This window comes from Burkholderia semiarida, from assembly GCF_029268935.1.
Taxonomy (GTDB): Bacteria; Pseudomonadota; Gammaproteobacteria; order Burkholderiales; family Burkholderiaceae; genus Burkholderia; species Burkholderia semiarida.
The window spans coordinates 25,340-48,571 of the sequence record NZ_JAHLCL010000008.1; the positions used below are offsets into that span (position 1 = coordinate 25,340).

Below are 23,232 nucleotides of genomic sequence, written 5' to 3' on the forward strand. Positions count from 1 at the left end.
GTCGTGGCGAGGAAGAGCGTGCAGGCGACCGATCAACCACGCGTGCTGTCGTCGCGATAGCCGTCCTTGCCGACGAAGATTTCATTCAACGCGGCGCGCAGCGTGACCGGATCGTACTGACCGGGCGCGAGATGGATCACGTAGCGCGTGTGGCCGTCGAGACGCGCGGCGACGCCCGGTTCGATCTCGACGTCGATCGTGTCGTCGGTCAGCCGCACCGACAGATCCTTGACGCGCAGGTTGAGCTGGTCGCGCACCATCACTTCGATCAGCGTGTCGTCCGGAAAGCGCGACAGCGCGAAGCAATAGTCCTGCTCCGCGTCGTGACAGTAGATGTTGGCGAAGCTTTCGTCGTCGTCGAGGTCGGACGTGGCCGCGCCGACGGTAGCGTGAAGTTCCATGAACGTGGGTTCCTGCGTGGGGTTAGCGGGGGGCATGCGCCGTCGGCTCGATTGCGGCCGGGGCGTTGGGTGTCGCGTCGGCGTGCGCGTCGCGTGCCTTCAGCCACAGCCCGAGTTCGCGCATCACGTCGACCACCGGCCGCAGCCGGTCGCCGTCCGCGGTGAGATCGTACTCGACGCGCACCGGCACTTCCGGATAGACGGTGCGCCGCACGAGGCTCGCGTCTTCCCGGCGCCGTGCCGATGCGAGATATTAGCGCCCGCGTCGCGGCGAATCGATACATGGACAACCCACGAAGGAAACGCACGAAGCTCTATCACGCTCCCGGCAGCTGTTCGCAGGCGATCTGCATCGTGCTGCGCGAAGGCGGGTTCGACGCGGAGATCGTCGAGGTCGACGCGCGCAAGCATGTCGTCGAGGACGGCCGCAATTACTACGACGTGACCGAACTCGGCTACGTGCCGCTGCTCGAACTCGACGACGGCACGATGCTGCGCGAAGGGCCGGTGATCGCGCAGTATCTCGCGGACCAGCGCCCGGAAGCCGCGCTTGCGCCCGCTTACGGCACGCTCGCGCGCTACCGGCTGATGGAATGGCTGAACTTTCTCGGTACCGAGATCCACAAGGGTTTCATCCCGCTGCTGTATGCGGTGCAGGCGGGGAAGTACGTCGAGCCCGTGCGGCAGAAGCTCGACGGTCGCTTCGCGTGGATCGACCGCCAGCTCGACGGCAGGACGTTCGTCACCGGCGACACGTTCACGGTCGCGGATGCGTACCTGTTCGCGCTGACCGGCTGGGGCAAGGCCGACTGGATGCGTTCGGTGTACAACGCGGATATCGACCTGAGCCGGCATGCGCATCTGCGTGCGTGGTACGAGCGGGTGCGCGAGCGGCCGGCCGTGCAGGCCGTGCTGGCGGCGGACGGCCTGCTGCGATGACGCGCGGCGCCCACCGCGGGGAATGCGCATCATTTCGTCGTAGTGACGCAGCGCCATGCCGCGACGGGCCGCGCTATAATCGCCGCCATGAAACTGTTTCGGACTTTCATCCTGCTGCTGCTGTGCGCGGTGCTGCCCATCACTGGGCTGGCAGCCAGCGGCCTGACCGGTGAATGTCCGATGCAGCACACGATGTCGATGGACGCGGATACGGGCATGAACATGGCCATGTCCGCCGACATGAGCAACTGCGATTCGATGCAGCCGCCCTCCGCCGATCACGCGAAGGCCAAAGCCAAGGGCATGGCCTGCAAGGTAACGGCCCAATGCCAGTTCGGCAGTCTCTACCACCCGGCCGCCCGCGTCGACGTCAGCCGTCCCGCTGCCTTCGCCAGCACGATCGTCTTCCACTACACGCAGTCCGTCCCGGCTCGCGACCCGAACGGGTTGTGGCGCCCGCCACGCATCAGCTGATCCCGATTTGACCGGTTCACCGCGCACGCGGTGAGGTTTCGTCCTGTGCGCAGGACGTGGAATCCCTTTGGGTTCCGATTTGGGGTTACACCATGTCATTCGCTTTCCGCACGCCGCGCATGCCGCGTGCATGCCGGCGCGCGCCCGTATCGTGGGCCGCGCTGCTGATGGCGGGCGCGGTTCACGCGCAGCAGTCGCCGCTCACGCTGGACGCCGCGCTGCAGTCCGCCACCGATCGTTCCGCGTCGATGCAGGCCGCCCAGGCTTCCGTGCTCGCGCGTGCCGAAGCGGCCGTCAGGGCCGGCCAGTTGCCGGACCCGATGCTCAAGGCCGGCATCGACAACCTGCCGATCAACGGCGGGCAGCGCCTCACCGTCGGCCAGGACTTCATGACGATGCGCCGCATCGGCATCGAGCAGGAATGGGTGTCCGGCGACAAGCGGCGGCTGCGTACCGCGCTGGCCGACCAACAGGTCGGCCGCGAGCGCGCGGGCTATCTCGTGGAGCTGGCGGCCGTGCGCCGGCAGACCGCGGCCGCGTGGCTCGATGCCGTCTACGCGAAGCAGGCGCTCGCGCTTCAGCAGGCGTTGCTCGGTCACATGAACCATGAACTCGACGCGACGCAGGCGTCGTATCGCGGCGCGAAGGCGAGCGCGGGTGACGTCGTGCAGGCGCGCGCGATGCTCGCGCAGACGCAGGACCAGGTGCTCAAGGCGCAGCAGACGTATCGCACCGCGCTCGTCGCGCTGGCCCGCTGGACGGCGGCGCCCGTGACGGACGTGACGGGTACGCCGCCCGCGCCCGAATCCGTCGTATCGGCATTACCGCCGGACGAGCTGCGCGTGTCGCAGCCGGCGCTCGTCGCCGCCGCGGACGATATCGCGGTGGCCGAAGCCGACGCCGCGGTCGCGAACAGCGAGCGCAGCCCCAACTGGACGTGGGAAATCGCGTACCAGCAGCGCGGCGGCGCGTATTCGAACATGGTGTCGGTGGGCGTCTCGATCCCGCTGCCGCTCAATCGCAAGAATCGCCAGAACCGCGACGTCGCCGAAAAGGCGGCGCTCGCGACGAAGGCGCGCCTGATGTACGAGGACACGCTGCGTCAGGTACAGGCCGACATCCGTACGCAATCCGACACGCTGGCGAGCGGCCGCGAACGTATCGCGAACCTGAGCGCCGCGCTGTTGCCCGCCGCCGATCAGCGCGTGCAGCTCGCGACGGCCGCGTACCGGGCCGGCACGGGGTCGCTCGCCGACACGTTCGCCGCGCGGCGTGCGCAACTCGAAGCGCAGTTGCAGGTGCTCGACCTCAGGCGCGACGTGTCGCAGACCTGGGCGCGGCTCGAATATCAGGTCGTGCCGTCGGCGATGGCCGCCGCTCAGTGAAGGAGACGCTCATGACAAGGCAATCACTGATGCGTGCGGCGCTGATCGCATCCGCCGGCGCGATACTCGTCGGCGCCGGCTATGTCGTCGGCGTCCGCCATGCGATGAACGGCGCGGCGGCGTCCGCCGTGCCCGCTGCCGCGCCGTCGGGCGCGCCGGCGCCGCAGGCCGCGCGCAAGGTCCTGTACTGGCACGACCCGATGGTGCCGAACCAGCACTTCGACAAACCGGGCAAATCGCCGTTCATGGACATGCAGTTGCAGCCCGTCTATGCGGACGAAGGCGGCGACGCACCGGGCGTCCGGATCGATCCGGGCCTGCAGCAGAACCTGGGCATTCGCTATGCGACCGTGCGCCGGCAGCAGACGGCGGCCGGCTTCGACGCGGTGGGCGCCACGCAGTTCGACGAAGCGCGCGCGGCGGTCGTGCAGTCGCGCGTGACCGGCTACATCGACCATCTGTATGCACGCGCGCCGATGCAGCGCATCGCGAAGGGCGCGCCGGTCGCATCGCTGTTCGTGCCCGACTGGCTCGCGCCGCAGGAGGAATATCTCGCGCTGAAGCGCGGCGGGATGGACGGCAGCCTGCTCGACGCGGCGCGCGCGCGGATGCGGGCGCTGTCGATTCCGGACGGCATGATCGCGGCCCTCGACCGCACCGGCCGCGCGCAGACGCACGTCGTGCTGAGTGCGCCGGAGGCCGGCGTCGTCAGCGAGCTGAACGTGCGCGACGGCGCGATGGTCGCGCCCGGCCAGACGCTTGCGAAGATCGCCGGCTTGTCGACGCTGTGGCTGATCGTCGAGGTGCCCGAGGCGCTCGCGCTGAACGTGCAGCCGGGGATGTCGGTCGACGCGACGTTCGCGGGCGATCCGGCGCGGCATTTCAGCGGACGCATCCGCGAAGTGCTGCCCGGCATCAGCACGGGCAGCCGCACGCTGCAGGCGCGCGTGGAGATCGACAACGCATCGCTGACGCTCACGCCCGGCATGCTGATGCGCGTGCGGGTCGCGGAGAAGGAGACGGTGTCGCGCCTGCTCGTGCCGTCGGAGGCCGTGATCGCGACCGGCCAGCGCACGATCGTCATCGTGAAGCACGGCGACGGCCGGCTTCAGCCGGCGTCGGTGACGGTCGGCAGCGACGTCGGCGGCGACACGGAAGTGCTCGCCGGGCTGAACGAAGGCGACACGGTCGTCGCGTCGGGGCAATTCCTGATCGATTCGGAAGCCAGCCTGAAAAGCGTATTGCCGCGGCTGGAGCGGGCGGCCGGGGCAAGCGCGGCCGCATCGTCCGCGACGGCAACCGCGCCGGTCTACGAAACCACCGGCAAGGTGGAGAAAGTCACGGCCGACGACATCACGTTCTCGCATCAGCCGGTGCCGGCGCTTGGCTGGGGCGCGATGACGATGGCGTTCGGCAAGCCGTCGGCGCACGCGTTTTCCGACGTGAAGCCGGGCCAGACCGTGCGTTTCGCGTTCACGCAGACCGACGACGGCTACCGGCTGACGAAGGTCGAGCCGCAGCGAGGTGAGCGATGATCGCGCGCATCATTCACTGGTCCGTCCACCACCGGTTTCTGGTGCTGCTGGCCACCGTGCTGCTCGCGGCATGGGGCGTGCATTCGCTGCGACAGACGCCGCTCGACGCATTGCCCGACCTGTCGGATACCCAGGTGATCGTGAAGGCGTCGTATCCGGGCAAGGCGCCGCAGGTCGTCGAGGACCAGGTGACCTATCCGCTGACGACGACGCTGCTCGGCGTGCCGGGCGCGAAAACCGTGCGCGCGTATTCGTCGTTCGGCGACGCGTTCGTCTACGTGCTGTTCGACGACCGCACCGATCCGTACTGGGCGCGCTCGCGCGTGCTCGAATACCTGAGCCAGGTGCAGAGCCGCCTGCCGGCGGGCGCGACCGTGTCGCTCGGCCCGGATGCGACCGGCGTCGGCTGGGTCTACGAGTACGCGCTCGTCGATCGCACCGGCCGTCACGATCCCGGCCAACTGCGCGCGCTCAACGACTGGTTCCTGAAGTTCGAGCTGAAGGCCGTGCCGGACGTATCGGAAGTCGCGAGCATCGGCGGCATGGTGCGCCAGTACCAGGTCGTGCTCGATCCCGACAGGCTGCGCGCGTACGGCATCACGCAGGCGGCGGTCGCGGAGGCGCTCGGCAAGGCCAACCAGGCATCCGGCGGCTCGGTCGTCGAGCTGGCCGAGTCGGAGTACATGGTGCGGTCGTCCGGCTACCTGCGCACGCTCGACGATTTCCGTCGCGTCGTGCTGCGCACCGACGACGCCGGCACGCCGGTCCTGCTCGGCGACGTCGCGCGCATCCAGGTCGGCCCGGCGATGCGGCGCGGCATCGCGGAGCTGAACGGGCAGGGCGAGGTGACGGGCGGCGTCGTCGTGATGCGCTCGGGCAAGAACGCGCTGACGACGATCGACGCGGTGAAGGCGAAGCTCGCCGAGCTCAAGCGTTCGCTGCCGGCCGGCGTCGAGATCGTCACGACCTACGATCGTTCGCAACTGATCGCGCGCGCGGTCGACAACCTGACGGACAAGCTGATCGAGGAATTCGTCATCGTCGGTGTCGTCTGCGCGGTGTTCCTGTTCCATCTGCGCAGCGCGCTGGTCGCGATCCTGTCGCTGCCGCTCGGCGTATTGGCCGCGTTCATCGTGATGCGCTATCAGGGCGTGAACGCGAACCTGATGTCGCTCGGCGGGATCGCGATCGCGATCGGCGCGATGATCGACGCGGCGATCGTGATGATCGAGAACGCGCACAAGCATCTGGAAGCGTACGACCGCGCGCATCCCGGCGAGCCGATCACGGCCGCGCGCCGCTGGGAACTCGTCGCGGCCTCGGCCGCGGAGGTGGGGCCCGCGCTGTTCTTCTCGCTGCTGATCATCACGCTGTCATTCGTTCCGGTGTTTTCGCTGGAAGGGCAGGAGGGCAAGCTGTTCGCGCCGCTGGCGTTCACGAAGACCTATACGATCGCGGCCGCCGCCGGGCTGTCGGTGACGCTGGTGCCGGTGCTGATGGGCTATCTGGTGCGCGGCCGCATTCCGCCCGAGCACGCGAACCCGATCAACCGCGTGCTGATCCGCCTGTACCGGCCGCTGCTCGACGCGACGCTGCGGCGCCCGTGGGCCGCGATCGGCGTCGCGGTCGTCGCGCTCGTGGTGACGGCCGTGCCGTTGTCGCGCCTCGGCGGCGAATTCATGCCGCCGCTCGACGAAGGCGATCTGCTGTACATGCCGACCGCGCTGCCGGGCATCTCGGCCGACAAGGCGAGCGAGCTGCTGCAGCAGACCGACCGGCTGATCAAGACCGTGCCCGAGGTCGACACGGTGTTCGGCAAGTCGGGCCGCGCCGATACGGCGACCGACCCGGCGCCGCTCGAGATGTTCGAGACGACGATCCGCTTCAAGCCGCGCAGCGCGTGGCGGCCGGGCATGACGCCGGAGAAGCTGATCGACGAACTCGACCGGACGGTGAAGGTGCCGGGCCTGTCGAACGTGTGGGTGCCGCCGATCCGCAACCGGCTCGACATGCTGTCCACCGGGATCAAGACGCCGGTCGGCGTGAAGATTTCCGGGCCGGACCTCGCGGGGATCGACGCGATCGCGACGCAGGTCGAGGCCGCCGTGAAGCGCGTGCCGGGCGTGACGTCCGCGCTCGCGGAGCGGCTGAACGGCGGCCGCTACATCGACGTCGACATCGACCGGCTCGCCGCCGCGCGTTACGGGCTGTCGGTGGCCGATATCCAGTCGGTCGTGTCGTCGGCGATCGGCGGCGAGGACGTCGGCGAAGTGATCGCGGGACGCGAGCGCTTCCCGATCAACATCCGCTATCCGCGCGAGATCCGCGATTCGCTCGAGAACCTGCGGCAGTTGCCGATCGTCACCGCGCGCGGCGCGCAGATCCGCCTCGGCGACGTCGCGCGTATCGCGATCGCCGACGGGCCGCCGATGATCCGCAGCGAGAACGCGCGGCTGTCCGGCTACGTGTACGTCGATCTCCGCGGTACCGACCTCAGCACGGCCGTGCGCGCGATGCAGCAGACCGTCGCGCGGCAGGTTGCGTTGCCGCCCGGCTATTCGATCGCGTGGTCGGGGCAGTTCGAGTATCTCGAACGCGCGGCGGCGACGCTGCGCACCGTCGTGCCCGTCACGCTCGTCGTGATCTTCGTGCTGCTGTTCGTCACGTTCGAGTCGGCGGCCGACGCGCTGCTGCTGATGTCGACGGTGCCGTTCGCGCTGGTCGGCGGGTTCTGGCTCGTGTGGGCGCTCGGCCATGCGGTGTCCGTCGCGACGTCGGTGGGTTTCATCGCGCTGGCGGGCGTGGCCGCCGAATTCGGCGTCGTGATGCTGCTGTACCTGAAGGGTGCGCTGCAGCGCCGGCTCGACGCAGGCGAACCGCCGACCGATGCGTTGCTGCTCGATGCGATCCGCGAAGGCGCGGTGCTGCGCGTGCGGCCGAAGGCGATGACGGTCGCCGTCGTGCTCGCCGGGCTCGTGCCGATCATGATCGGCCACGGCGCCGGTTCCGAAGTCATGCAGCGGATCGCCGCGCCGATGGTCGGCGGCATGGTCACGGCGCCGCTGCTGTCGATGTTCGTCATTCCCGCCGCGTGGCTTCTGCTTCAGCGCCGTCGTGCGCGAAGCGCTGGCCGCGCGCGGCATTCCGATGCAGTTCCTTCCGGCACGAACGTGCCATCCCTTCCCACCGGAGAATCACGAAGAAGATGAATCAACTGATCGCCACTGCAACCGCTGTCGTCGCGCTGAGCGCTTTCGCGGTACCGGCGTCCGCCGCCGGCGACATGTCGGGCATGGACATGCCCGGCATGAAGATGTCGTCGGGCGGCGCGGCGGATTCGAACGGCGCGCTGACCGACGCCGAAGTGAAGAAGGTCGATGCCGCGAGCGGCAAGATCACGCTGAAGCACGGCGCGCTGGAGAATGTCGGGATGCCGCCGATGACGATGGCGTTCAAGGCGAAGGACGCGGCGATGCTCGCGCACGCGCATGCGGGCGACAAGGTCAAGGTGCGGATCGAGAAGGTCGACGGCACGTTGACGATCGTCAAGCTCGTCAAGTCTTCCTGATCGTCCGGATGCGGGTGTTGCTGTCGCCCGCATCGCATGCAGCGACGCGCACCGAGCCGACGTGTCGGTCGGCCGGTGCGCCCGCCCGGCGCATTCAGCGCGCCAGCGTCAACGCCAGATACCCCGCATAACCGGCGCCGTTCGCGAGCAACGCCCAGATCGCGAGCCCGCGCGTGCGCGCATTGACGCGCAGCCAGGCGGCCGCCGCAAGCGTGATGATCACACCGGTCAGCACTTCGGGGCGCGGCTCCCACGGCGTCAGCATGATGCCGATCGCGGGCAGCAGCGTGCCCTGGAACACCATCGCGCCGGTGATGTTGCCGAACGCGAGCGTGTCCTTCCCGCGGCGGATCCACAGCACGCTGTTGACCTTCTCCGGCAGTTCCGTCGCGATCGGCACGATGATCAGCGACAGCAGCAGCGCCGACACGCCGAGCACGTGCGACACGCCTTCCACGCCGTGAATGAAGCCCTTTGCGCCGCCGACCAGCAGCGCGACGCCGATCAGCAGTTGCAGCACGATCGTCGCCAGGTTGGTCGGCAGGCCGACGCGCGACAGGAACATCGCGTGCGGCGCCTCGGTGCCGTGCCCGGCGTCGACGAGCCCGGTCGACGCGCGGAACGTCAGCACGACGTACATCACGTAGAGGCCGACCAGCATCGCGGCGAGCAGCGCGCGCACGGCCCAGTTGTGATGCGGGACGAACATCGCGACGGTCGCCAGCGAGAATGCGGCGAGGAAGGTGTTCATGTCGCGCACGAAGCCCGTGCGTTCTGGCGCGATCGTGCCGCGCGGCCCGCGCGAGCGGATCACGGCGAGCGTCATCAGGAACGTGGTGAGCGTCGTGAGCATCAGCGGCGCGCCGAGAATCGCGCCGACGCCGATTTCCTCGTTCACGGCCTGGTTCGATGTGCCGCCGGCCAGCGCGAGCAGCGGCACCATCGTTTCGGGCAGCGCGGTGCCGACGGCCGCGAACAGCGAGCCCGTCACGCCTTCGGAAATCTTCAGGCGTTCGCCGAGATGTTCGAGCGCATTGGTGAAGAGTTCGGCCGCGACGAGGATGACGATCAGCATGAACGCCAGTTCGACGAACATGAACGTCATGCGGCACCTCCGCAGGCAGCGGTGGCGTGGGGGAGGTGAGCAGGGAGGGACATGGGGACTCCGTGGTCGGACGCTGACGAACCATGACACATCCGCCGCCGTCCGACCAGGAACGACGCGACGTGCCGATGGTCTCGCCAGGCCGATCAGGCTGAACGCGCCACGGCCGCAGGCCGAGTGTGTTGACGCGTTCGCTTTCCGGCGGACGGAAAGCAGGCTACTCCCCAAAGACGGAAATCAGTCTAGCCGAGCGGTTTTCCTTCGACAAGCCTTCGTCTCGAAAAATATACCCCTCCACCCTATAGGGTCAGCCTTCCGGATATATACTCCCCTACCCTATACCGGAGCCGCCGATGAGTCATACCGTTCGCGAAAAACAGAAGCTGCTGAACCGCGTGCGCCGTATCAAGGGGCAGGTCGAGGCGATCGAGCGGGCGCTGGAAGAAGAGCGCGGCTGCAACGACGTGCTGCAATTGATCACGAGTTGCCGCGGCGCGATGAACGGCTTGCTGGCCGTCGTGCTGGAAGACCACATCCGGTCGCATCTCGTCGATGCGGACACGGCCGACGCGCACGAGGGCAGCGCGACCGAGCAACTGATCGACGTCGTGCACAGCTATTTCAAGTAACCGGGCCGGAACATGAACGAATTCAATGGCTCGCCGGCCGGCGGTGCGCACAGCCACGCGTTTCTGGGCGCCGCGCACACGCGCAATGAGCGAAAGACGTGGATGGTCATCGGCCTGTGCACGGCGATGATGATCGCCGAGATCGTCGGCGGCACGTTGTTCGGCTCGCTCGCGCTGGTCGCCGACGGGCTGCACATGTCGACGCACGCGGGCGCGATGCTGATCGCCGCGCTGGCCTACACCTATGCGCGCCGGTACGCCGACGATCCGCGCTTCGTGTTCGGCACCGGCAAGCTCGGCGACCTGGCCGGCTTCACGAGCGCGATCGTGCTGGCGATGATTGCGTTGCTGATCGGCTACGAGGCGATCGCGCGCCTGCTGGCGCCGGTGCCGATCCATTTCGACGAAGCGATTCCGATCGCCGTGCTGGGGCTCGCCGTGAACCTCGCCAGCGTGTGGCTGCTGAGCGGCGACCACCATCACGGGCATGGTCACGGCCATCACCACGCGCACGCGCATGACCACCACGATGACCATGACCACGACGACCACGCGCACCATGATCGCGGTTCGCACTCGGCCGCGCATCGCGACCACAACATCCGGTCGGCCTACGTTCACGTGATCGCCGACGCGGCCGTGTCGGTGCTGGCGATCGTCGGCCTGCTGCTCGCGCGTGCGTTCGGATGGGGCTGGATGGACCCGCTCGCGGGCATCGTCGGCGCGCTGGTGATCGCCAACTGGTCGTACGGGCTGATGCGCGATACGGGCGAGATCCTGCTCGACGTCAACGTCGATCGCCCGCTGACGGACAACGTGCGTCGCGCGATCGAGGCGCTCGGCGACACGGTCAACGATCTCCATGTGTGGCGCGTGGGCCCCGGGCACATGAGTGCGATCGTGTCGGTCGAATCGGGCGACGCCGCGCGCGATGCGCGTTTCTACCATGCGCTGCTCGCGGGCTTCGACGGCATGTCGCACGTGACGGTCGAAGTGATGACACCTGCGAAGGCGGCCTGATCGTGGCCGTGAAATCGCCGTGTATCGACCTGTGCGCGTTCGACGGCCGCACGGGTTTTTGTGTCGGCTGCCTGCGCACGCGCGACGAGGCGCGCGACTGGAAGAAGCTGACCGATCATCGCCGGCATCAGATACTGAACGATCGTAAGCGCCGGCAGGCGAAGCTCCAGCGCGATACGGCGGAATAGCAAGGGCACGCGTTCCCCGGCTCGGCATCGCGGGCGTGCGGTAGCATCACGGGCATTCAGCTTCAGGATTCCTGAACCGGGGAGCGACCCATGCAGACCGACTCATCGACCGGCATTCTTCGGCAGATTCCCCGCAGCGTGTGGGTGCTCGGCTGTGTCAGCCTGCTGATGGACGTGTCGTCCGAAATCATCCACAGCCTGTTGCCGATGTTCCTGATGGCGGGCCTTGGCGCGAGCGCGACGACGATCGGCCTGATCGAAGGGATCGCCGAGGCGACGTCGCCGGTCGTCAAGGTGTTCTCCGGCACGCTGAGCGACTACCTGCGCAATCGCAAATGGCTCGCGGTGGCCGGCTATGCGCTCGGCGCGCTCAGCAAGCCGCTGTTCGCGATCGCGCCGACGATCGGCGTCGTGGTGACCGCGCGGATCGTCGACCGCGTCGGCAAGGGGGTTCGCGGCGCGCCGCGCGATGCGCTCGTCGCCGACGTCACGCCCGTTCACCTGCGCGGCGCCGCGTACGGACTGCGCCAGGCGCTCGACACGGTGGGCGCGTTCCTCGGGCCGCTGCTGGCCGTCGTCATCATGCTGGCGTGGCGCGACGATTTCCGCCTCGCGTTCTGGCTCGCCGTGATCCCCGGCGTGCTGGCCGTGGCGCTGCTCGCGTTCGGCATCGACGAGCCGGCGCGTGTACCCGGCGAGAAGCGCGTGAACCCGATCCGCCGTGCGGTCGTCGCGCAACTCGGCACCCGCTACTGGTGGGTCGTGGCCGTGGGCGGCGTGTTCGCGCTCGCGCGTTTCAGCGAGGCATTCCTGGTGCTGCGCGCGATGGGCAGCCGCGTGCCCGTCGCACTCGTGCCGCTCGTGATGGTCGCGATGAACGTCGTGTATGCGTTGTCCGCTTACCCGTTCGGCAAGCTCGCCGATACGACGAGCCACACGAAACTGATGGTGATCGGGCTGGTGCTGCTGATCGCCGCCGATGTCGTGCTGGCGCACGGCGCGCACTGGCCGACCGTGCTCGTCGGCGTCGCGCTGTGGGGGCTTCATATGGGGATGACGCAAGGGCTGCTCGCGACGATGGTCGCGCAGGCCGCGCCGGCCGAACTGAGAGGGACCGCGTTCGGCGTGTTCAACCTGATCAGCGGGGTCGTGACGCTCGTATCGAGCGTCGTCGCGGGCGCGCTGTGGGACCGGGCAGGCGCCGCCGCCACGTTCTACGCGGGAGCCGTATTCAGCGCGGCGACCATCGTGCTGCTCGTGTGCGTTCGCACGTCGTTCGGCGTGGTGCGGGATCGCTAGCGCTGAACGCGGTGGCGCACGATCTAACCATCGGCGCCGTGCGGAAAGTACAGCGCGAACGTCGTGCGCCCGTCGCGGCTTGCAACCTCCACCTTGCCGCGGTGCAGTTCCATGATCGACTTCACGATCGCGAGCCCGAGCCCCGCGTTGCGCGCCGCACCGTGCCGCGACGAATCGATCCGGTAGAAGCGCTCGAAGATCCGCTCGATCTGTTCGGGCGGGATCGCCGCGCCGCGATTCGTGACTTCGACGACCGCGTAATCGCCCTGGGTCGACACCGCCAGCTCGATCGTCGACGTGGCTTGCGCGTGTTCGAGCGCATTCGACGCGAGGTTGCTCACCGCGCGCCGGAACAGCGTCGCGTCCGCGACGACCGGCGCTTCGCCGCGCACGTCGATGCGCACGCCGGCTTCGTCGGCCAGCGCCTGGAAATACGACGCGAGCCGGCGCAATTCGCCACCCGCGTCGAGTTTGGCGGCCTTCAGATGCTGCGTTGCATTGTCGGTGCGCGCGAGAAACAGCATGTTCTCGATCATCCGCTGCAGCCGTTCGCATTCCTCGATGTTTGATTCGATCAGCGTCTCGTATTCGTCCGTCGAGCGGGCGCGCGACAGCGTGATCTGCGACGAGCTGATCACGTTCGCGAGCGGCGTGCGCATGTCGTGCGCGAGATCGGACGAGAACTGCGACAGCCGCACGAACGCGCGTTCGAGCCGGTCGAGCATCCGGTTCACCGACGTGGCGAGCTCGCGCAATTCGACCGGGCCGCCGCGCGCGTCGAGGCGCGCGTTCAGGTTGTGCGCCTCGATGCGCGACGTCTGCCGGCCGAGGCTTTCGACCGGGCGCAGGCCGCGCGACGCGACCGCGTAGCCGAGCGCGCCGACGAGCAGCGCGCCGACGGCTGCCGCGAGCCAGATATCGACCCGATAGCTTTCGAGCAGCGACTGCCGATCGGCCGCGGTGCGCGCGAGCGCGACGTGGATCGTTTCGCCGGATGGCAGCGTTTCGCGTGCAACCACGCAGCGCGACGTGCCGATGCCGGGCGGCGCGCATGTGAACGGGCCGTCGGCGCCGCCAGCCGGATGTGGCGCGGCGATCACCGACGCGAGCGTATTGCCGGCTGCGTCGGAATGCTCGACGAGCGGGCGGTTCCCTGCGTCGTAGATGCCGAGATAGACGCCCGGATGCGACAGCAGCACGTCATGGAACACGGCCGGATCGGCGCGCAGCGCGGCCGTCGATCCGCTGGCGCGCGCGAGTTGCAGGAACTGGTTGAGCTTGCCGGAGATCTCGATGTCGTCGCGCCGCGTCAGCTCCGCGGACAGCGAGCGGTACAGATACGCGCCGGTCAGCGCGAACACGAGCGCCGCGACGGCGGCGAACGCGAGCGTGAGGCGCCGCAGCAGCGAATACGAAGCGGAGCGCGCGGTCACGAACGATCCTCGAGCACGTAGCCCATGCCGCGAATCGTGTGGATCAGCTTGTTCTCGTACGCGTTGTCGATCTTCGCACGCAGGCGCTTGATCGCTGCATCGACGACGTTCGTGTCGCTGTCGAAATTCATGTCCCAGATCTGCGACGTGATGAAGGTGCGCGTCAGCACCTCGCCCTCTCGTTCGGCGAGCAGTTGCAGCAGCGCGAATTCCTGCGCGGTCAGGTCGATGCGGGCATCGGCGCGCCGCACGCGGCGCTTGAGCAGGTCAATTTCGAGATCGGCGACGTGCAGGACGTCGCGCACGTTGCGCGGCGCGCGCCGCAGCAGCGAGCGGATGCGCGCCAGGAATTCGGCATACGCGAACGGCTTGAGCAGGTAATCGTCGGCGCCGAGCTCGAGCCCGGCGACCTTGTCCTCGATCGCGTCGCGCGCCGTGAGCAGCAGCACGGGCGTCTGCTTTTGCGCGCGCAGCCGCTTCAGCACCTCGAAGCCGTCCAGCTCCGGCAGCATCACGTCGAGCACGACCAGGTCGAAATCCTCGTGCAGCGCGAGGAACAGCCCGTCCTGGCCGTTTTCCGCGACGTCGACCGTATAGCTCGCCTCCATCAACCCCTTCCGGAGGTAGGACGCCATCTTCGGTTCGTCTTCGACTATCAGTATCCGCATGGTGAGGCAGGCTGTCCGTGATTCCAGCCGGTCAGTGTAACGCCAGAGCGTACGGCGTCGCGCGTGCGCGAAGGATGACCGGCGGATGACGGAATTGTCATGAAAAACCGGTCATGGTTCGGCCATCTCGTCGTCACCGCGGCGGCGCTAAGCTGCGGCCGTCTTGTCCCCGGAGCGCGCCGTCGTGCGCCGCGCCGGCCCAACGGTCGCTGTCCCGATTTCGCTTCCATGTCGTACTGGCGCACATTCGTTCTCGTCGTGTTGCTCGCGCTGAGCCTGCCGATCCAGTCGTTCGCGGCTGTGTCGATGCCATGCGCGGGCGCCGCCGTGTCGCATGGGGACAGCGCGCCGCACACGCTATCGGCCGCGCAGGACGGGCATCACGATCACGGCGACCACGCGCGGCATGCGACGTCGTGCGCCGCGTGCGTGTCCTGCTGCTTCGGCGCGGCCATGTCGGGCACGCCCGCGGTGCCCGCCGCGGCGAGCGTCGGCGTCGCGATCGTCGCGCCGCCGCGCTCGGCCGGGGACGTGTCGTTCCTGACCGGCGGCATCGACCGGCCGCCTCGCCGAATGCCCGTCTAGCTCCTGCCCGCGGCGGACCCGCCGCGATCCCGCTATTTGCTCCGGCCGACGCATCGCGCCACGCCGGACGACTGACGACGAGACATGTTCATGCGATTGATCATTGCGGCGCTCTGGAGCGCGGCGGCCCTCGCGCCGTCGCTCGTGCCGGCGCAAACCCGGTTTCCCGATCCGGCCGACGCCGCCGCGTCGGTGCCGGACGTCACCGTGACGTCCGCGTTCGACGGCTACCGGCCGTATCGGGACGACGCAGGCCCGGGCTGGCAGCAACTGAACCGGGACGTGGCGGAGCGGCCCGCGAAAGGGCGCACGAGCGGCGCCGCGGCCGGCAACGGCGCCGCCCATTCGACACACGGCGGGGCCGCGCGATGACGACGCTCGCGATATCGCCGAGGATCGGCGCGGCTGCGGTCGTGCTGGCGATCCTCGCGGGCTGCACGACGTTTTCGAAGGACGGCGGCTTCGACGCCGTGTCGTCCGTCGCATCCGAGCGCATCGGCAAGGAGGCGGTGGCTGTGCGGACCGACGCCGACCGCGAAGCCGTCGACCGGCGGACGACGGAATTGCTCGCGAAACCGCTGTCGATGGACGATGCGGTGCAAATCGCGCTGCTGAACAACCGCGGCCTGCAGGCGTCGTACGCAGAACTCGGGCTGTCGGAGGCCGACCTCGTGCAGGCCGGCCGGCTGCCGAACCCGCGCTTCGCATTCAGCCGCACGCGTGCCGGCGACGGCGAGCTGACGCTCGGCCGCACGTTCTCGGCGAACGTGTTCGCGCTGCTGACGATGCCGCTCTCGACGCATATCGAACGCCGCCGCTTCGAGCAGACCAAGCTCGAAACGGCCGACGCGATGCTGAAGGTCGCGGCCGACGCGCGCCGCGCGTATGTCGAGGCCGTCGCCGCCGAGCAGGCCGCGAACTATGCGCAGCAGGTGCGCGAGGCCGCCAGCGCGGCCGCCGAACTCGCGCTGCGCATGCGGCAGGCCGGCAACTTCAGCCGGCTCGACCATGCACGCGAACAGGCGTTTCACGCCGACGCGGTCGCGCAGCAGGCGAAGGCGCGCCAGCAGGCCGTCGCCGCACGCGAGAGGCTCACGCGCGCGATGGGGCTGTGGGGCGAACGCACGCGGTACACGCTGCCCGAACGCTTGCCGGATTTGCCGAAGGCGCGCCCGGACCTGCCCGATCTCGAACGCTTCGCGATGAGCAACCGCCTCGACATCCAGGCGGCGAAATTGCAGACGCAAGGCGTCGCGTCTTCGCTTGGCCTCAGCAAGGCCACGCGCTTCGTCAACGCGGTCGAGCTCGGCTACGTGAACGACTACGAAACCGGCAAGGGCCACGAGCACGGCTACGAGATCAGCGTCGAGATTCCGCTGTTCGACTGGGGCGGCGCGAAGGTCGCGCGCGCCGAGGCGATCTACATGCAGTCCGCGAACCGGCTCGCGAAAACCGCCATCGATGCCCGCTCCGAAGTGCGCGAATCGTACGCGGCGTACGTGACGAGCTACGACGTCGCCACGCACTACCGCGATGAAGTCGTGCCGCTGCGCAAGACGATCTCCGACGAACTGCTGCTGCGCTACAACGGGATGCTCGCGAGCGTGTTCGAGCTGCTGACCGATGCGCGCGAACAGGTCGGCGCGATCAACGGCTACATCGATGCGCTGAAGGACTACTGGCTCGCCGAAACCGATCTGCAGATGGCCGTCGGCGGCCGGTTGCCGTCGTCGGATGCCGTGCCGCGCGCGACGCATTCCGCCGCATCCGCATCCGCTGCAAAACCCGACGCCGCGCCGCAGCCGGCTTCCACTCCCGCGGCGCCGTCGGCGCCCGCCACGCAACCGCATCCGGAAGGTCATTGACATGGTGTCCCGTCGACAATTTCTCAGCGGCTCGGGCGCCGCGCTGCTCGGTGCGGCGATGGTCAGCCGGGCCGGCGCCGCGTCGCTGCCCGAAGCGCCCACGATGGCGAAAGCCGGCACGCAGCCGCCGCTCGTGCCGCCCAACGGCCGCCCGTACACGCCCGTCGCGACGCTGAACGGCTGGTCGCTGCCGTGGCGGATGAAGAACGGCTGGAAGGAGTTCCACCTGACGGCCGAGCCCGTCGTGCGCGAGATGGCGCCCGGCATGAACGCGAACCTGTGGGGCTACAACGGCCAGTCGCCGGGCCCGACGATCGAGGCCGTCGAAGGCGACAAGGTCCGCGTCTTCGTGACCAACCGGCTGCCCGAGCACACGACGATCCACTGGCACGGGCTGCGGCTGCCGAACGGGATGGACGGCGTCGGCGGCCTCACGCAGCCGCATATCCCGCCGGGCAAGACGTTCGTCTACGAGTTCCGGCTCGAAGCGCACGGCACGTTCATGTATCACCCGCACGCCGACGAGATGGTACAGATGGCGATGGGGATGATGGGCATGTTCATCGTACATCCGAAGGATCGCGGCACGATGCCGGTCGACCGCGATTTCGTGTTCCTGCTCGCCGCGTACGACATCGACCCGGGCAGCTACACGCCGCGCGTAAACGAGATGACCGACTTCAACATGTGGACCTTCAACTCGCGCGTGTTCCCCGGCATCGATCCATTGCCGGTGCGCGCGGGCGACCGCGTGCGGATTCGTTTCGGCAACCTGACGATGACGAATCATCCGATCCACCTGCACGGCTACAGCTTCGAAGTCGCGGGCACCGACGGCGGCTGGATTCCGCCGGCCGCACGCTGGCCGGAAGTGACGGCCGACGTCGCGGTGGGCCAGATGCGCGCGATCGAGTTCACCGCCGATCGTCCGGGCGACTGGGCGTTCCATTGCCACAAGTCGCACCACACGATGAATGCGATGGGCCACCAGGTGCCGAACCTGATCGGCGTGCCGCAGAAGGATCTCGCGAAGCGGATCGGCAAGCTCGTGCCCGACTACATGGCGATGGGCAGCACGGGCGGCGCGATGGGCGGCATGGAAATGCCGCTGCCCGACAACACGCTGCCGATGATGACCGGCACGGGCCCGTTCGGGCCGCTGGAGATGGGCGGCATGTTCACGGTGCTCAAGGTGCGACAGGGGCTTGGGCGCAACGACTATCGCGATCCGGGCTGGTTCCGGCATCCGAAGGGCACCGTCGCGTACGAATACACCGGCGAATTGCCGGACGGCTGAAGCAGCACGCGGCGGCCGCGCCGATGCGGCCGCCGGTTTCCATTCACTCACACGGGAGTCGACATGATGAAGAAGGGACTGGTTTTGATGGCGACGGGTTGCGCGCTGGCGTTCCCGGCCGCGTCGTACGCGGCCGGCGACATGGCCGGCATGGACATGGGCGCGAGCGCGAAGCAGGGCGCCGCCGCGGCGGCGCGCATGTCGCACGGCGAGATCCGCAAGGTCGACACGGCGGCCGGCAAGCTGACGATAAAGCACGGCCCGCTGGAGAACCTCCGGATGGACGCGATGACGATGGTGTTCAAGGTGAAGGACCCGGCGATGCTGTCGCAGGTGAAGGCGGGCGATACGGTCGACTTCGTCGCCGAGGACGTGAACGGCGCGCTGACCGTCGTCGAACTGAAGAAGCCGTGATGCGGAGCGCGAACATGAAGATCTCGATGCTCAACCGGCTGGCCGGCTTCACCGCGGCCGCCGCCCTTTTCGCGGTCGCACCGGGTGCGGCGTCGGCGCACGGCAAGCTGGAAAGCGCCGTACCGGCGGCCGGCGGCACGGTCGACACCGCGCCCGACACGGTGCGGCTCACGTTCAACGAAGATCTCGAACCGGCATTCAGCTCGGTGAAGGTGTCCGACGCGAACGGCAACGCCGCCACGCAGGACAAGGCGAAGGTCGATGCGTCGAACCCGCGCGTGATGACCGTCGCGATACCGAAGCTCGCGGCGGGCGCGTACAGGGTGCAGTGGGCGGCGATGACGGCCGACGCGCATCGTACGAAGGGTAGCTACACATTCCGGGTGAAGGATTGACGTCCTCCTCTCCCTAAAGGGAGAGGATTCCCACACCTGGCGATGCACGTCCGCATCGAAGAATGTTCAACGCAGCGTTGGTATCTCGATCATGCTCGACACCACAGTCACTGTAGGCCCACTCTCTTATTCTCAGTCCCGCGATACCTTTCGGCCGCGTCGTGCTGCCGCGATAGCGCAGGTAGGGCCGACGGTGCTGGCTGCGCGACTTCGCATATTGCTCGCACGTCGCGTTGATCGTGCCGGAGTGGATGCCGAGCGCCTTGCTGCTGCCAGTGGTGAGCATGTTCAGGTCAAAGCCCGTCGGCCACTTCTTGCTCCACTTGAGCGCGTGCTTCTGCGTGTCGTTGCAGAAGTTCCAGACGTAGTTCACCGCACGGCTCTGCTGGTTGAGCAGTCCGTTGAGCGACTTCACGCGGTAGCGGTAGACAAGGATCATGTCGGTGATCCCAACCCGTGGAAGAAGCTGTCCGTCAACGGCGATCCTTTCCTTCCCGTCCTGAAGGACGGGGTTTCTCGGAGCAACTGATGAACGACGGTATCGTCGGCCTGCTGCGGCTCGTGGGGGTGGCGATCCAGAACGCCGGGTTTGCGGTCGTCGTCGGTGCGCTGCTGGCGCGCCACTGGCTCGCGCGCGGCGCGTCCGCGTGGCAGCACGGCGTCGGGCGGCGGCTCGTCGCGACGCTGCGCATCGCGTCCGTCGTATCGCTGCTCGCGAGCGTCACCGCGTTCTGGGCGCATTGCGCGCTGATGAGCGAGGTGTCGTTGCTCGAAGCGGGGCCGGCCGTCCGCGCGATGCTCGCGGGTACGGGGTTCGGTCATGCGTGGCTGGTCGGGGCGGTGTTCATGCTCGTCGTCGTGGTGCTGTCGTTTATCCGGCGCGCGAACGATACGCGCTTGCCGTTCGCGATGTGGGCCGCGCTCGCCTGCGTCGCGCTCGCACGCAGCAACGGCGGGCATCCGGTGGACGCAGGCCTGTTCAGCGTACCGGTGTGGATCGACTGGCTGCATCTGCTGGCGATCAGCGCATGGGTCGGGCTCGTGCTCGTGACGGCATTCGGCGTGATGCCGGGGCTTGCCGCGATGCCCGCGAGCGAACGCACGACCGGCGCATCGTTCGTGCAGTCGCTGTCCGATACGTCGACCTACACGTTGATCGTGCTGTTCGTGACCGGCGCGTACAACGGCTGGCGAGGCGTCGATACGCCCGCCAATCTGCTCGCGTCGACGTACGGGCAGATCCTGCTGTTGAAGCTCGCGCTCGTGCTGATCGCGGCGGCGCTCGGCGGACATAACCGCTTCTTCGGGATGCCGAATCTGTTGGCCGCACTGAAGGATCCGGCAGCCCCGATGCCGGCCAGTTCGTTGAAACGGTTCGGCGCCGTGTTGCGGATCGAGGCGGTGGTGCTCGGCGGCGTGCTGATGGTTGCGGCCGTGCTCGTGGCGAGCGCGCTGCCGGGCACGGTGTAGTGCGACGGCGCGACGCTGCGCTGTCGTGGCAGCGAAGGCGTGCGGGGCAATCGTCATGGGCGCGGCGAACTTTCGTCAGACGAACCCCCGCTTTTTCCGGGGTAAACGCGCGGTCGGTGGCGATCTCAGCGCGATAGCGATAATTACATATACCTGTCTCTCGATTACCAAAAACTGTCATTGAGCGCCGCTAAGCTTTCGCCACCCTCACAACCGGGATTCCCGCCATGCGCTCGACAATCCGCCTGTTTGCCCCGCTATTGCTGCTCCCGACGCTCGCCGCGCCGGTATTCGGCGCCACCGCCGCGCCCGTCAGCCCGAACTGCGGCGGCAGCACGACGCCGATCGCCGATATCCAGGGGCCGGGCGCGCCGTCGCCGCTCGCCGGTCAGAACGCGTCGATCGAGGCCGTCGTCACCGCCGATTTCGGCGGCACGGACGGCTTTGGCGGCTTCTTCGTCCAGCAGGCCGACGCGCAGCGCCGCAACCAGCCGGGCGTGTCCGAAGGCCTGTTCGTCTATGCGCCGAAGGTGCGTGCGAAGGCCGGCGATCTCGTGCACGTGACGGGCAAGGTCGAGGAGAAATACGGGCAGACGCAGCTCACGCTGTCGGGCGCGATCGCGGTGTGCGCGAACGGCCAGACTGTGACGCCCGCGACGCTCACGCTGCCGGTCGACGGCCCGAACGCGTTCGCCGCATACGAAGGGATGCGCGTGCGCCTGCCGCAGACGCTGAGCGTCACCGACAACTACGAGCTTGGCCGCTACGGCAGCGTGATGCTCAGCAACGGCCGCCTGCGTACGCCGACGAGCGTCGTGCCGCCCGCGCAGGCGCAGACGCAGATCGACGCGAATGCGCGCAACCGTCTGATCCTCGACGACGGCTCGAACAAGCAGAACCCCGCGACCGTACCGTATCCGGCGCCGGGCCTGTCGGCCGCGAACACGCTGCGCGCGGGCTACACCGTGCGCGACGTCGAGGGCGTGCTCGAAGTGCGTTACGGCGCATGGCGCGTGCAGCCGCTGCCGGGCGCGGCCGTGCCGGCGTTCGACAAGCGCGAGAACCCGCGCACCAACGCGCCCGCGCGCGACCCGAAATCGAACCTGCGCGTCGCGTCGTTCAACGTGCTCAACTACTTCAACGGCAACGGTCTCGGCGGCGGCTTCGACGATCCAAACAACCGCGGCGCGAAGACGTTCCAGGAATTCCAGCGCCAGGAAGCGAAGATCGTCAGCGCGCTGAAGGCCATCGACGCCGACGTGATCGGCCTGATGGAAATCCAGAACAACGGCTACGGCGAATTGAGCGCGGTGCGCCAGCTCGCGGCGAAGCTCGGCAATCAGTGGCGCGTGGTCGATCCGGGCACGTCGCGGCTCGGCGGCGATGCGATCGCGGTCGCGGTGATCTACGACAGCCGCAAGGTCGAACCGGTCGGTCGCGCGGCGACGCTCGCGATCGACGACAAGAACCGCCAGCCGCTCGCGCAGTCGTTCCGGCTGGTCGGCGGCAACAAGCAGGCGCTGACGGTGGCCGTGAACCACCTGAAGTCGAAGAACTGCCCGGACGCCGCGAACGACGATCTCGACCAGGGCGATGGGCAGGGCTGCTGGAACCCGACGCGCACGCGCGCGGCGGCGAAGGTGGCCGACTGGTTGGCCGGCAACCCGACGGGCGTCAAGAGCCAGGGCGTGCTGCTGATCGGCGACTTCAACAGCTACACGTACGAAGACCCGATCCGCACGCTCGAATCGCGCGGCTACCGCAACCTCGTCGCGCGCTGGATCGGCGCCAACGCGTACAGCTACGTGTACAACGGCGAAGCCGGCTATCTCGACCACGCGCTCGCGACGCTGCCGCTCGCGTCGCACGTGAAGGCCGTGCACGAATGGCACATCAACGCGGACGAGCCGCTCGCGCTGCAATACACGCTCGCGTACAAGTCGGCCGAGCAGCAGAAGACGTTCTACGCGGCCGATGCGTATCGTTCGTCGGATCACGATCCGGTGCTGATCGATATCGCGCTGCCGGGCGGCGGGAAGTAATCGTGGTTTGAGTCTTGCGACGACGGGCGCGATGTGCGGCAATGCCGCGCGTCGCGCCCGTCCCGGAAAGCCGTTCGAATACCGGGTAAATAATGCCGCGAATAATTAGTCGAGCCGGTATTTTATGGATGACGCAGTGCACATCGGCACTTCGATTGAAACGCGATTGAAGTGGAAAGAATCATCGAATGGCGTGTGCATGATGCTGCATCGTCTTAATCGATTGGCGATAATAAAATTGAAAGAATGATCCTGTCGATATGAAGGCTTTCGATACGTTGCGCCAATACGGGAAGCGGCTTCTGCGCCGTGCTGAAAAAGTAAAATAGTCGGCGCGACCTAGCTGATAAAGCCTACCTTGCACGAATAATTCCGTTTTCTTTCAAATCCCAGACACTATCTGCCCTTCGCATCATCGCGGGATTTTTAATATCCGAATGATCTTTGACAACGCGGCGCAGCACCGCCTATTTTTGTCATGTCGTAAATTTCGGTAATACAAAAGTTGGCCAAACTGCAG

The 23,232-nt window shown here is 67.8% G+C and carries 22 protein-coding genes, 2 pseudogenes and 1 riboswitch; of the genes and pseudogenes, 18 read left to right on the top strand and 6 right to left on the bottom strand.

Annotated elements, in window-relative coordinates; all coding sequences use genetic code 11:
* Positions 1 to 32 precede the first annotated feature (32 nt).
* Both KPB06_RS23355 and KPB06_RS23360 read right to left on the bottom strand, forming a co-directional pair.
* The gene (locus KPB06_RS23355; protein WP_060011771.1) at positions 33 to 401 is read right to left on the bottom strand and encodes a hypothetical protein; all 369 of its coding nucleotides are present in this window, start codon (positions 399 to 401) and stop codon (positions 33 to 35) included.
* 22 nt (positions 402 to 423) lie between these two features.
* Positions 424 to 639, bottom strand: a pseudogene (locus tag KPB06_RS23360) (winged helix-turn-helix transcriptional regulator); the annotation flags it as partial.
* 44 nt (positions 640 to 683) lie between these two features.
* Here KPB06_RS23360 and gstA point away from each other — a divergent pair.
* The 6 genes from gstA (at position 684) to KPB06_RS23390 (ending at position 8,302) form a co-directional block, all read left to right on the top strand.
* Positions 684 to 1,340 carry a glutathione transferase GstA gene (gstA, locus tag KPB06_RS23365; protein WP_104013141.1) on the top strand — a complete coding sequence of 219 codons (657 nt, stop codon included), beginning with the start codon at positions 684 to 686 and terminating at the stop codon, positions 1,338 to 1,340.
* A gap of 87 nt (positions 1,341 to 1,427) precedes the next feature.
* Complete coding sequence (locus KPB06_RS23370; protein WP_059579699.1) at positions 1,428 to 1,814, top strand: hypothetical protein; 387 nt, start codon at positions 1,428 to 1,430, stop codon at positions 1,812 to 1,814.
* 92 nt (positions 1,815 to 1,906) lie between these two features.
* Positions 1,907 to 3,199, top strand: coding sequence for a TolC family protein (locus tag KPB06_RS23375; protein WP_275906017.1), 1,293 nt, complete (start codon positions 1,907 to 1,909; stop codon positions 3,197 to 3,199).
* Positions 3,200 to 3,210: 11 nt separating this feature from the next.
* The gene (locus tag KPB06_RS23380; RefSeq protein ID WP_099317849.1) at positions 3,211 to 4,734 is read left to right on the top strand and encodes an efflux RND transporter periplasmic adaptor subunit; all 1,524 of its coding nucleotides are present in this window, start codon (positions 3,211 to 3,213) and stop codon (positions 4,732 to 4,734) included.
* Positions 4,731 to 7,943: an efflux RND transporter permease subunit gene (locus tag KPB06_RS23385; protein WP_275906016.1), complete on the top strand. Its 3,213-nt coding sequence runs from the start codon at positions 4,731 to 4,733 to the stop codon at positions 7,941 to 7,943. The genes KPB06_RS23380 and KPB06_RS23385 overlap by 4 nt, the downstream gene beginning before the upstream one ends.
* A complete protein-coding gene (locus KPB06_RS23390) occupies positions 7,940 to 8,302 on the top strand; it encodes a copper-binding protein (RefSeq protein ID WP_275906015.1) in 363 nt (120 codons plus the stop codon). Before KPB06_RS23385 ends, KPB06_RS23390 begins: the two co-directional genes overlap by 4 nt.
* A gap of 94 nt (positions 8,303 to 8,396) precedes the next feature.
* Here KPB06_RS23390 and KPB06_RS23395 read toward each other — a convergent pair whose 3' ends face one another.
* Positions 8,397 to 9,407, bottom strand: coding sequence for a sodium:calcium antiporter (locus KPB06_RS23395; RefSeq protein WP_275906014.1), 1,011 nt, complete (start codon positions 9,405 to 9,407; stop codon positions 8,397 to 8,399).
* A 64-nt stretch (positions 9,408 to 9,471) separates the two neighbouring features.
* Positions 9,472 to 9,645: riboswitch (yybP-ykoY riboswitch) on the bottom strand.
* 115 nt (positions 9,646 to 9,760) lie between these two features.
* Between KPB06_RS23395 and KPB06_RS23400 the strand changes: the two genes are divergently transcribed.
* The 4 genes from KPB06_RS23400 to KPB06_RS23415 all read left to right on the top strand — a co-directional run bounded on the left by KPB06_RS23400 (position 9,761) and on the right by KPB06_RS23415 (position 12,543).
* Positions 9,761 to 10,036, top strand: coding sequence for a metal/formaldehyde-sensitive transcriptional repressor (locus tag KPB06_RS23400; RefSeq protein ID WP_059579714.1), 276 nt, complete (start codon positions 9,761 to 9,763; stop codon positions 10,034 to 10,036).
* 12 nt (positions 10,037 to 10,048) lie between these two features.
* On the top strand, positions 10,049 to 11,056 hold the full coding sequence (gene dmeF, locus KPB06_RS23405) for a CDF family Co(II)/Ni(II) efflux transporter DmeF (RefSeq protein ID WP_059579718.1): 1,008 nt from the start codon (positions 10,049 to 10,051) through the stop codon (positions 11,054 to 11,056).
* 2 nt (positions 11,057 to 11,058) lie between these two features.
* Positions 11,059 to 11,244 carry a DUF1289 domain-containing protein gene (locus KPB06_RS23410; RefSeq protein WP_059579721.1) on the top strand — a complete coding sequence of 62 codons (186 nt, stop codon included), beginning with the start codon at positions 11,059 to 11,061 and terminating at the stop codon, positions 11,242 to 11,244.
* Between the two features lie 90 nt (positions 11,245 to 11,334).
* On the top strand, positions 11,335 to 12,543 hold the full coding sequence (locus tag KPB06_RS23415; protein ID WP_060011780.1) for an MFS transporter: 1,209 nt from the start codon (positions 11,335 to 11,337) through the stop codon (positions 12,541 to 12,543).
* 23 nt (positions 12,544 to 12,566) lie between these two features.
* Here the strand turns inward: KPB06_RS23415 and KPB06_RS23420 are convergent, their stop codons facing one another.
* Positions 12,567 to 13,976 carry a heavy metal sensor histidine kinase gene (locus KPB06_RS23420; protein WP_059579727.1) on the bottom strand — a complete coding sequence of 470 codons (1,410 nt, stop codon included), beginning with the start codon at positions 13,974 to 13,976 and terminating at the stop codon, positions 12,567 to 12,569.
* Positions 13,973 to 14,644 carry a heavy metal response regulator transcription factor gene (locus KPB06_RS23425; RefSeq protein ID WP_059579730.1) on the bottom strand — a complete coding sequence of 224 codons (672 nt, stop codon included), beginning with the start codon at positions 14,642 to 14,644 and terminating at the stop codon, positions 13,973 to 13,975. The genes KPB06_RS23420 and KPB06_RS23425 overlap by 4 nt, the downstream gene beginning before the upstream one ends.
* 228 nt (positions 14,645 to 14,872) lie before the next feature.
* Here KPB06_RS23425 and KPB06_RS23430 point away from each other — a divergent pair, with 228 nt between their 5' ends.
* The 6 genes from KPB06_RS23430 to copC all read left to right on the top strand — a co-directional run bounded on the left by KPB06_RS23430 (position 14,873) and on the right by copC (position 19,200).
* Positions 14,873 to 15,229 carry a hypothetical protein gene (locus KPB06_RS23430; protein ID WP_060011782.1) on the top strand — a complete coding sequence of 119 codons (357 nt, stop codon included), beginning with the start codon at positions 14,873 to 14,875 and terminating at the stop codon, positions 15,227 to 15,229.
* A 90-nt stretch (positions 15,230 to 15,319) separates the two neighbouring features.
* The gene (locus tag KPB06_RS23435; RefSeq protein ID WP_059579842.1) at positions 15,320 to 15,601 is read left to right on the top strand and encodes a hypothetical protein; all 282 of its coding nucleotides are present in this window, start codon (positions 15,320 to 15,322) and stop codon (positions 15,599 to 15,601) included.
* The gene (locus KPB06_RS23440; protein WP_060011784.1) at positions 15,598 to 17,094 is read left to right on the top strand and encodes a TolC family protein; all 1,497 of its coding nucleotides are present in this window, start codon (positions 15,598 to 15,600) and stop codon (positions 17,092 to 17,094) included. Before KPB06_RS23435 ends, KPB06_RS23440 begins: the two co-directional genes overlap by 4 nt.
* Before the next feature lies 1 nt (position 17,095).
* The gene (locus KPB06_RS23445) at positions 17,096 to 18,391 is read left to right on the top strand and encodes a multicopper oxidase family protein (RefSeq protein ID WP_060011786.1); all 1,296 of its coding nucleotides are present in this window, start codon (positions 17,096 to 17,098) and stop codon (positions 18,389 to 18,391) included.
* Between the two features lie 66 nt (positions 18,392 to 18,457).
* The gene (locus KPB06_RS23450) at positions 18,458 to 18,805 is read left to right on the top strand and encodes a copper-binding protein (protein WP_060011799.1); all 348 of its coding nucleotides are present in this window, start codon (positions 18,458 to 18,460) and stop codon (positions 18,803 to 18,805) included.
* A 14-nt stretch (positions 18,806 to 18,819) separates the two neighbouring features.
* A complete protein-coding gene (copC, locus tag KPB06_RS23455; RefSeq protein ID WP_059579847.1) occupies positions 18,820 to 19,200 on the top strand; it encodes a copper homeostasis periplasmic binding protein CopC in 381 nt (126 codons plus the stop codon).
* Positions 19,201 to 19,366: 166 nt separating this feature from the next.
* Here the strand turns inward: copC and KPB06_RS34640 are convergent.
* Positions 19,367 to 19,639, bottom strand: a pseudogene (locus KPB06_RS34640) (RNA-guided endonuclease InsQ/TnpB family protein); the annotation flags it as partial.
* Between the two features lie 89 nt (positions 19,640 to 19,728).
* On the opposite strand from KPB06_RS34640, the gene KPB06_RS23465 reads away from it, so the two are divergent.
* Both KPB06_RS23465 and KPB06_RS23470 read left to right on the top strand, forming a co-directional pair.
* On the top strand, positions 19,729 to 20,670 hold the full coding sequence (locus KPB06_RS23465) for a CopD family protein (RefSeq protein ID WP_060011788.1): 942 nt from the start codon (positions 19,729 to 19,731) through the stop codon (positions 20,668 to 20,670).
* A gap of 227 nt (positions 20,671 to 20,897) precedes the next feature.
* Entirely contained in the window at positions 20,898 to 22,712 is a 1,815-nt protein-coding gene (locus KPB06_RS23470) for an ExeM/NucH family extracellular endonuclease (protein ID WP_060011790.1), read from the top strand.
* Positions 22,713 to 23,232 lie beyond the last annotated feature (520 nt).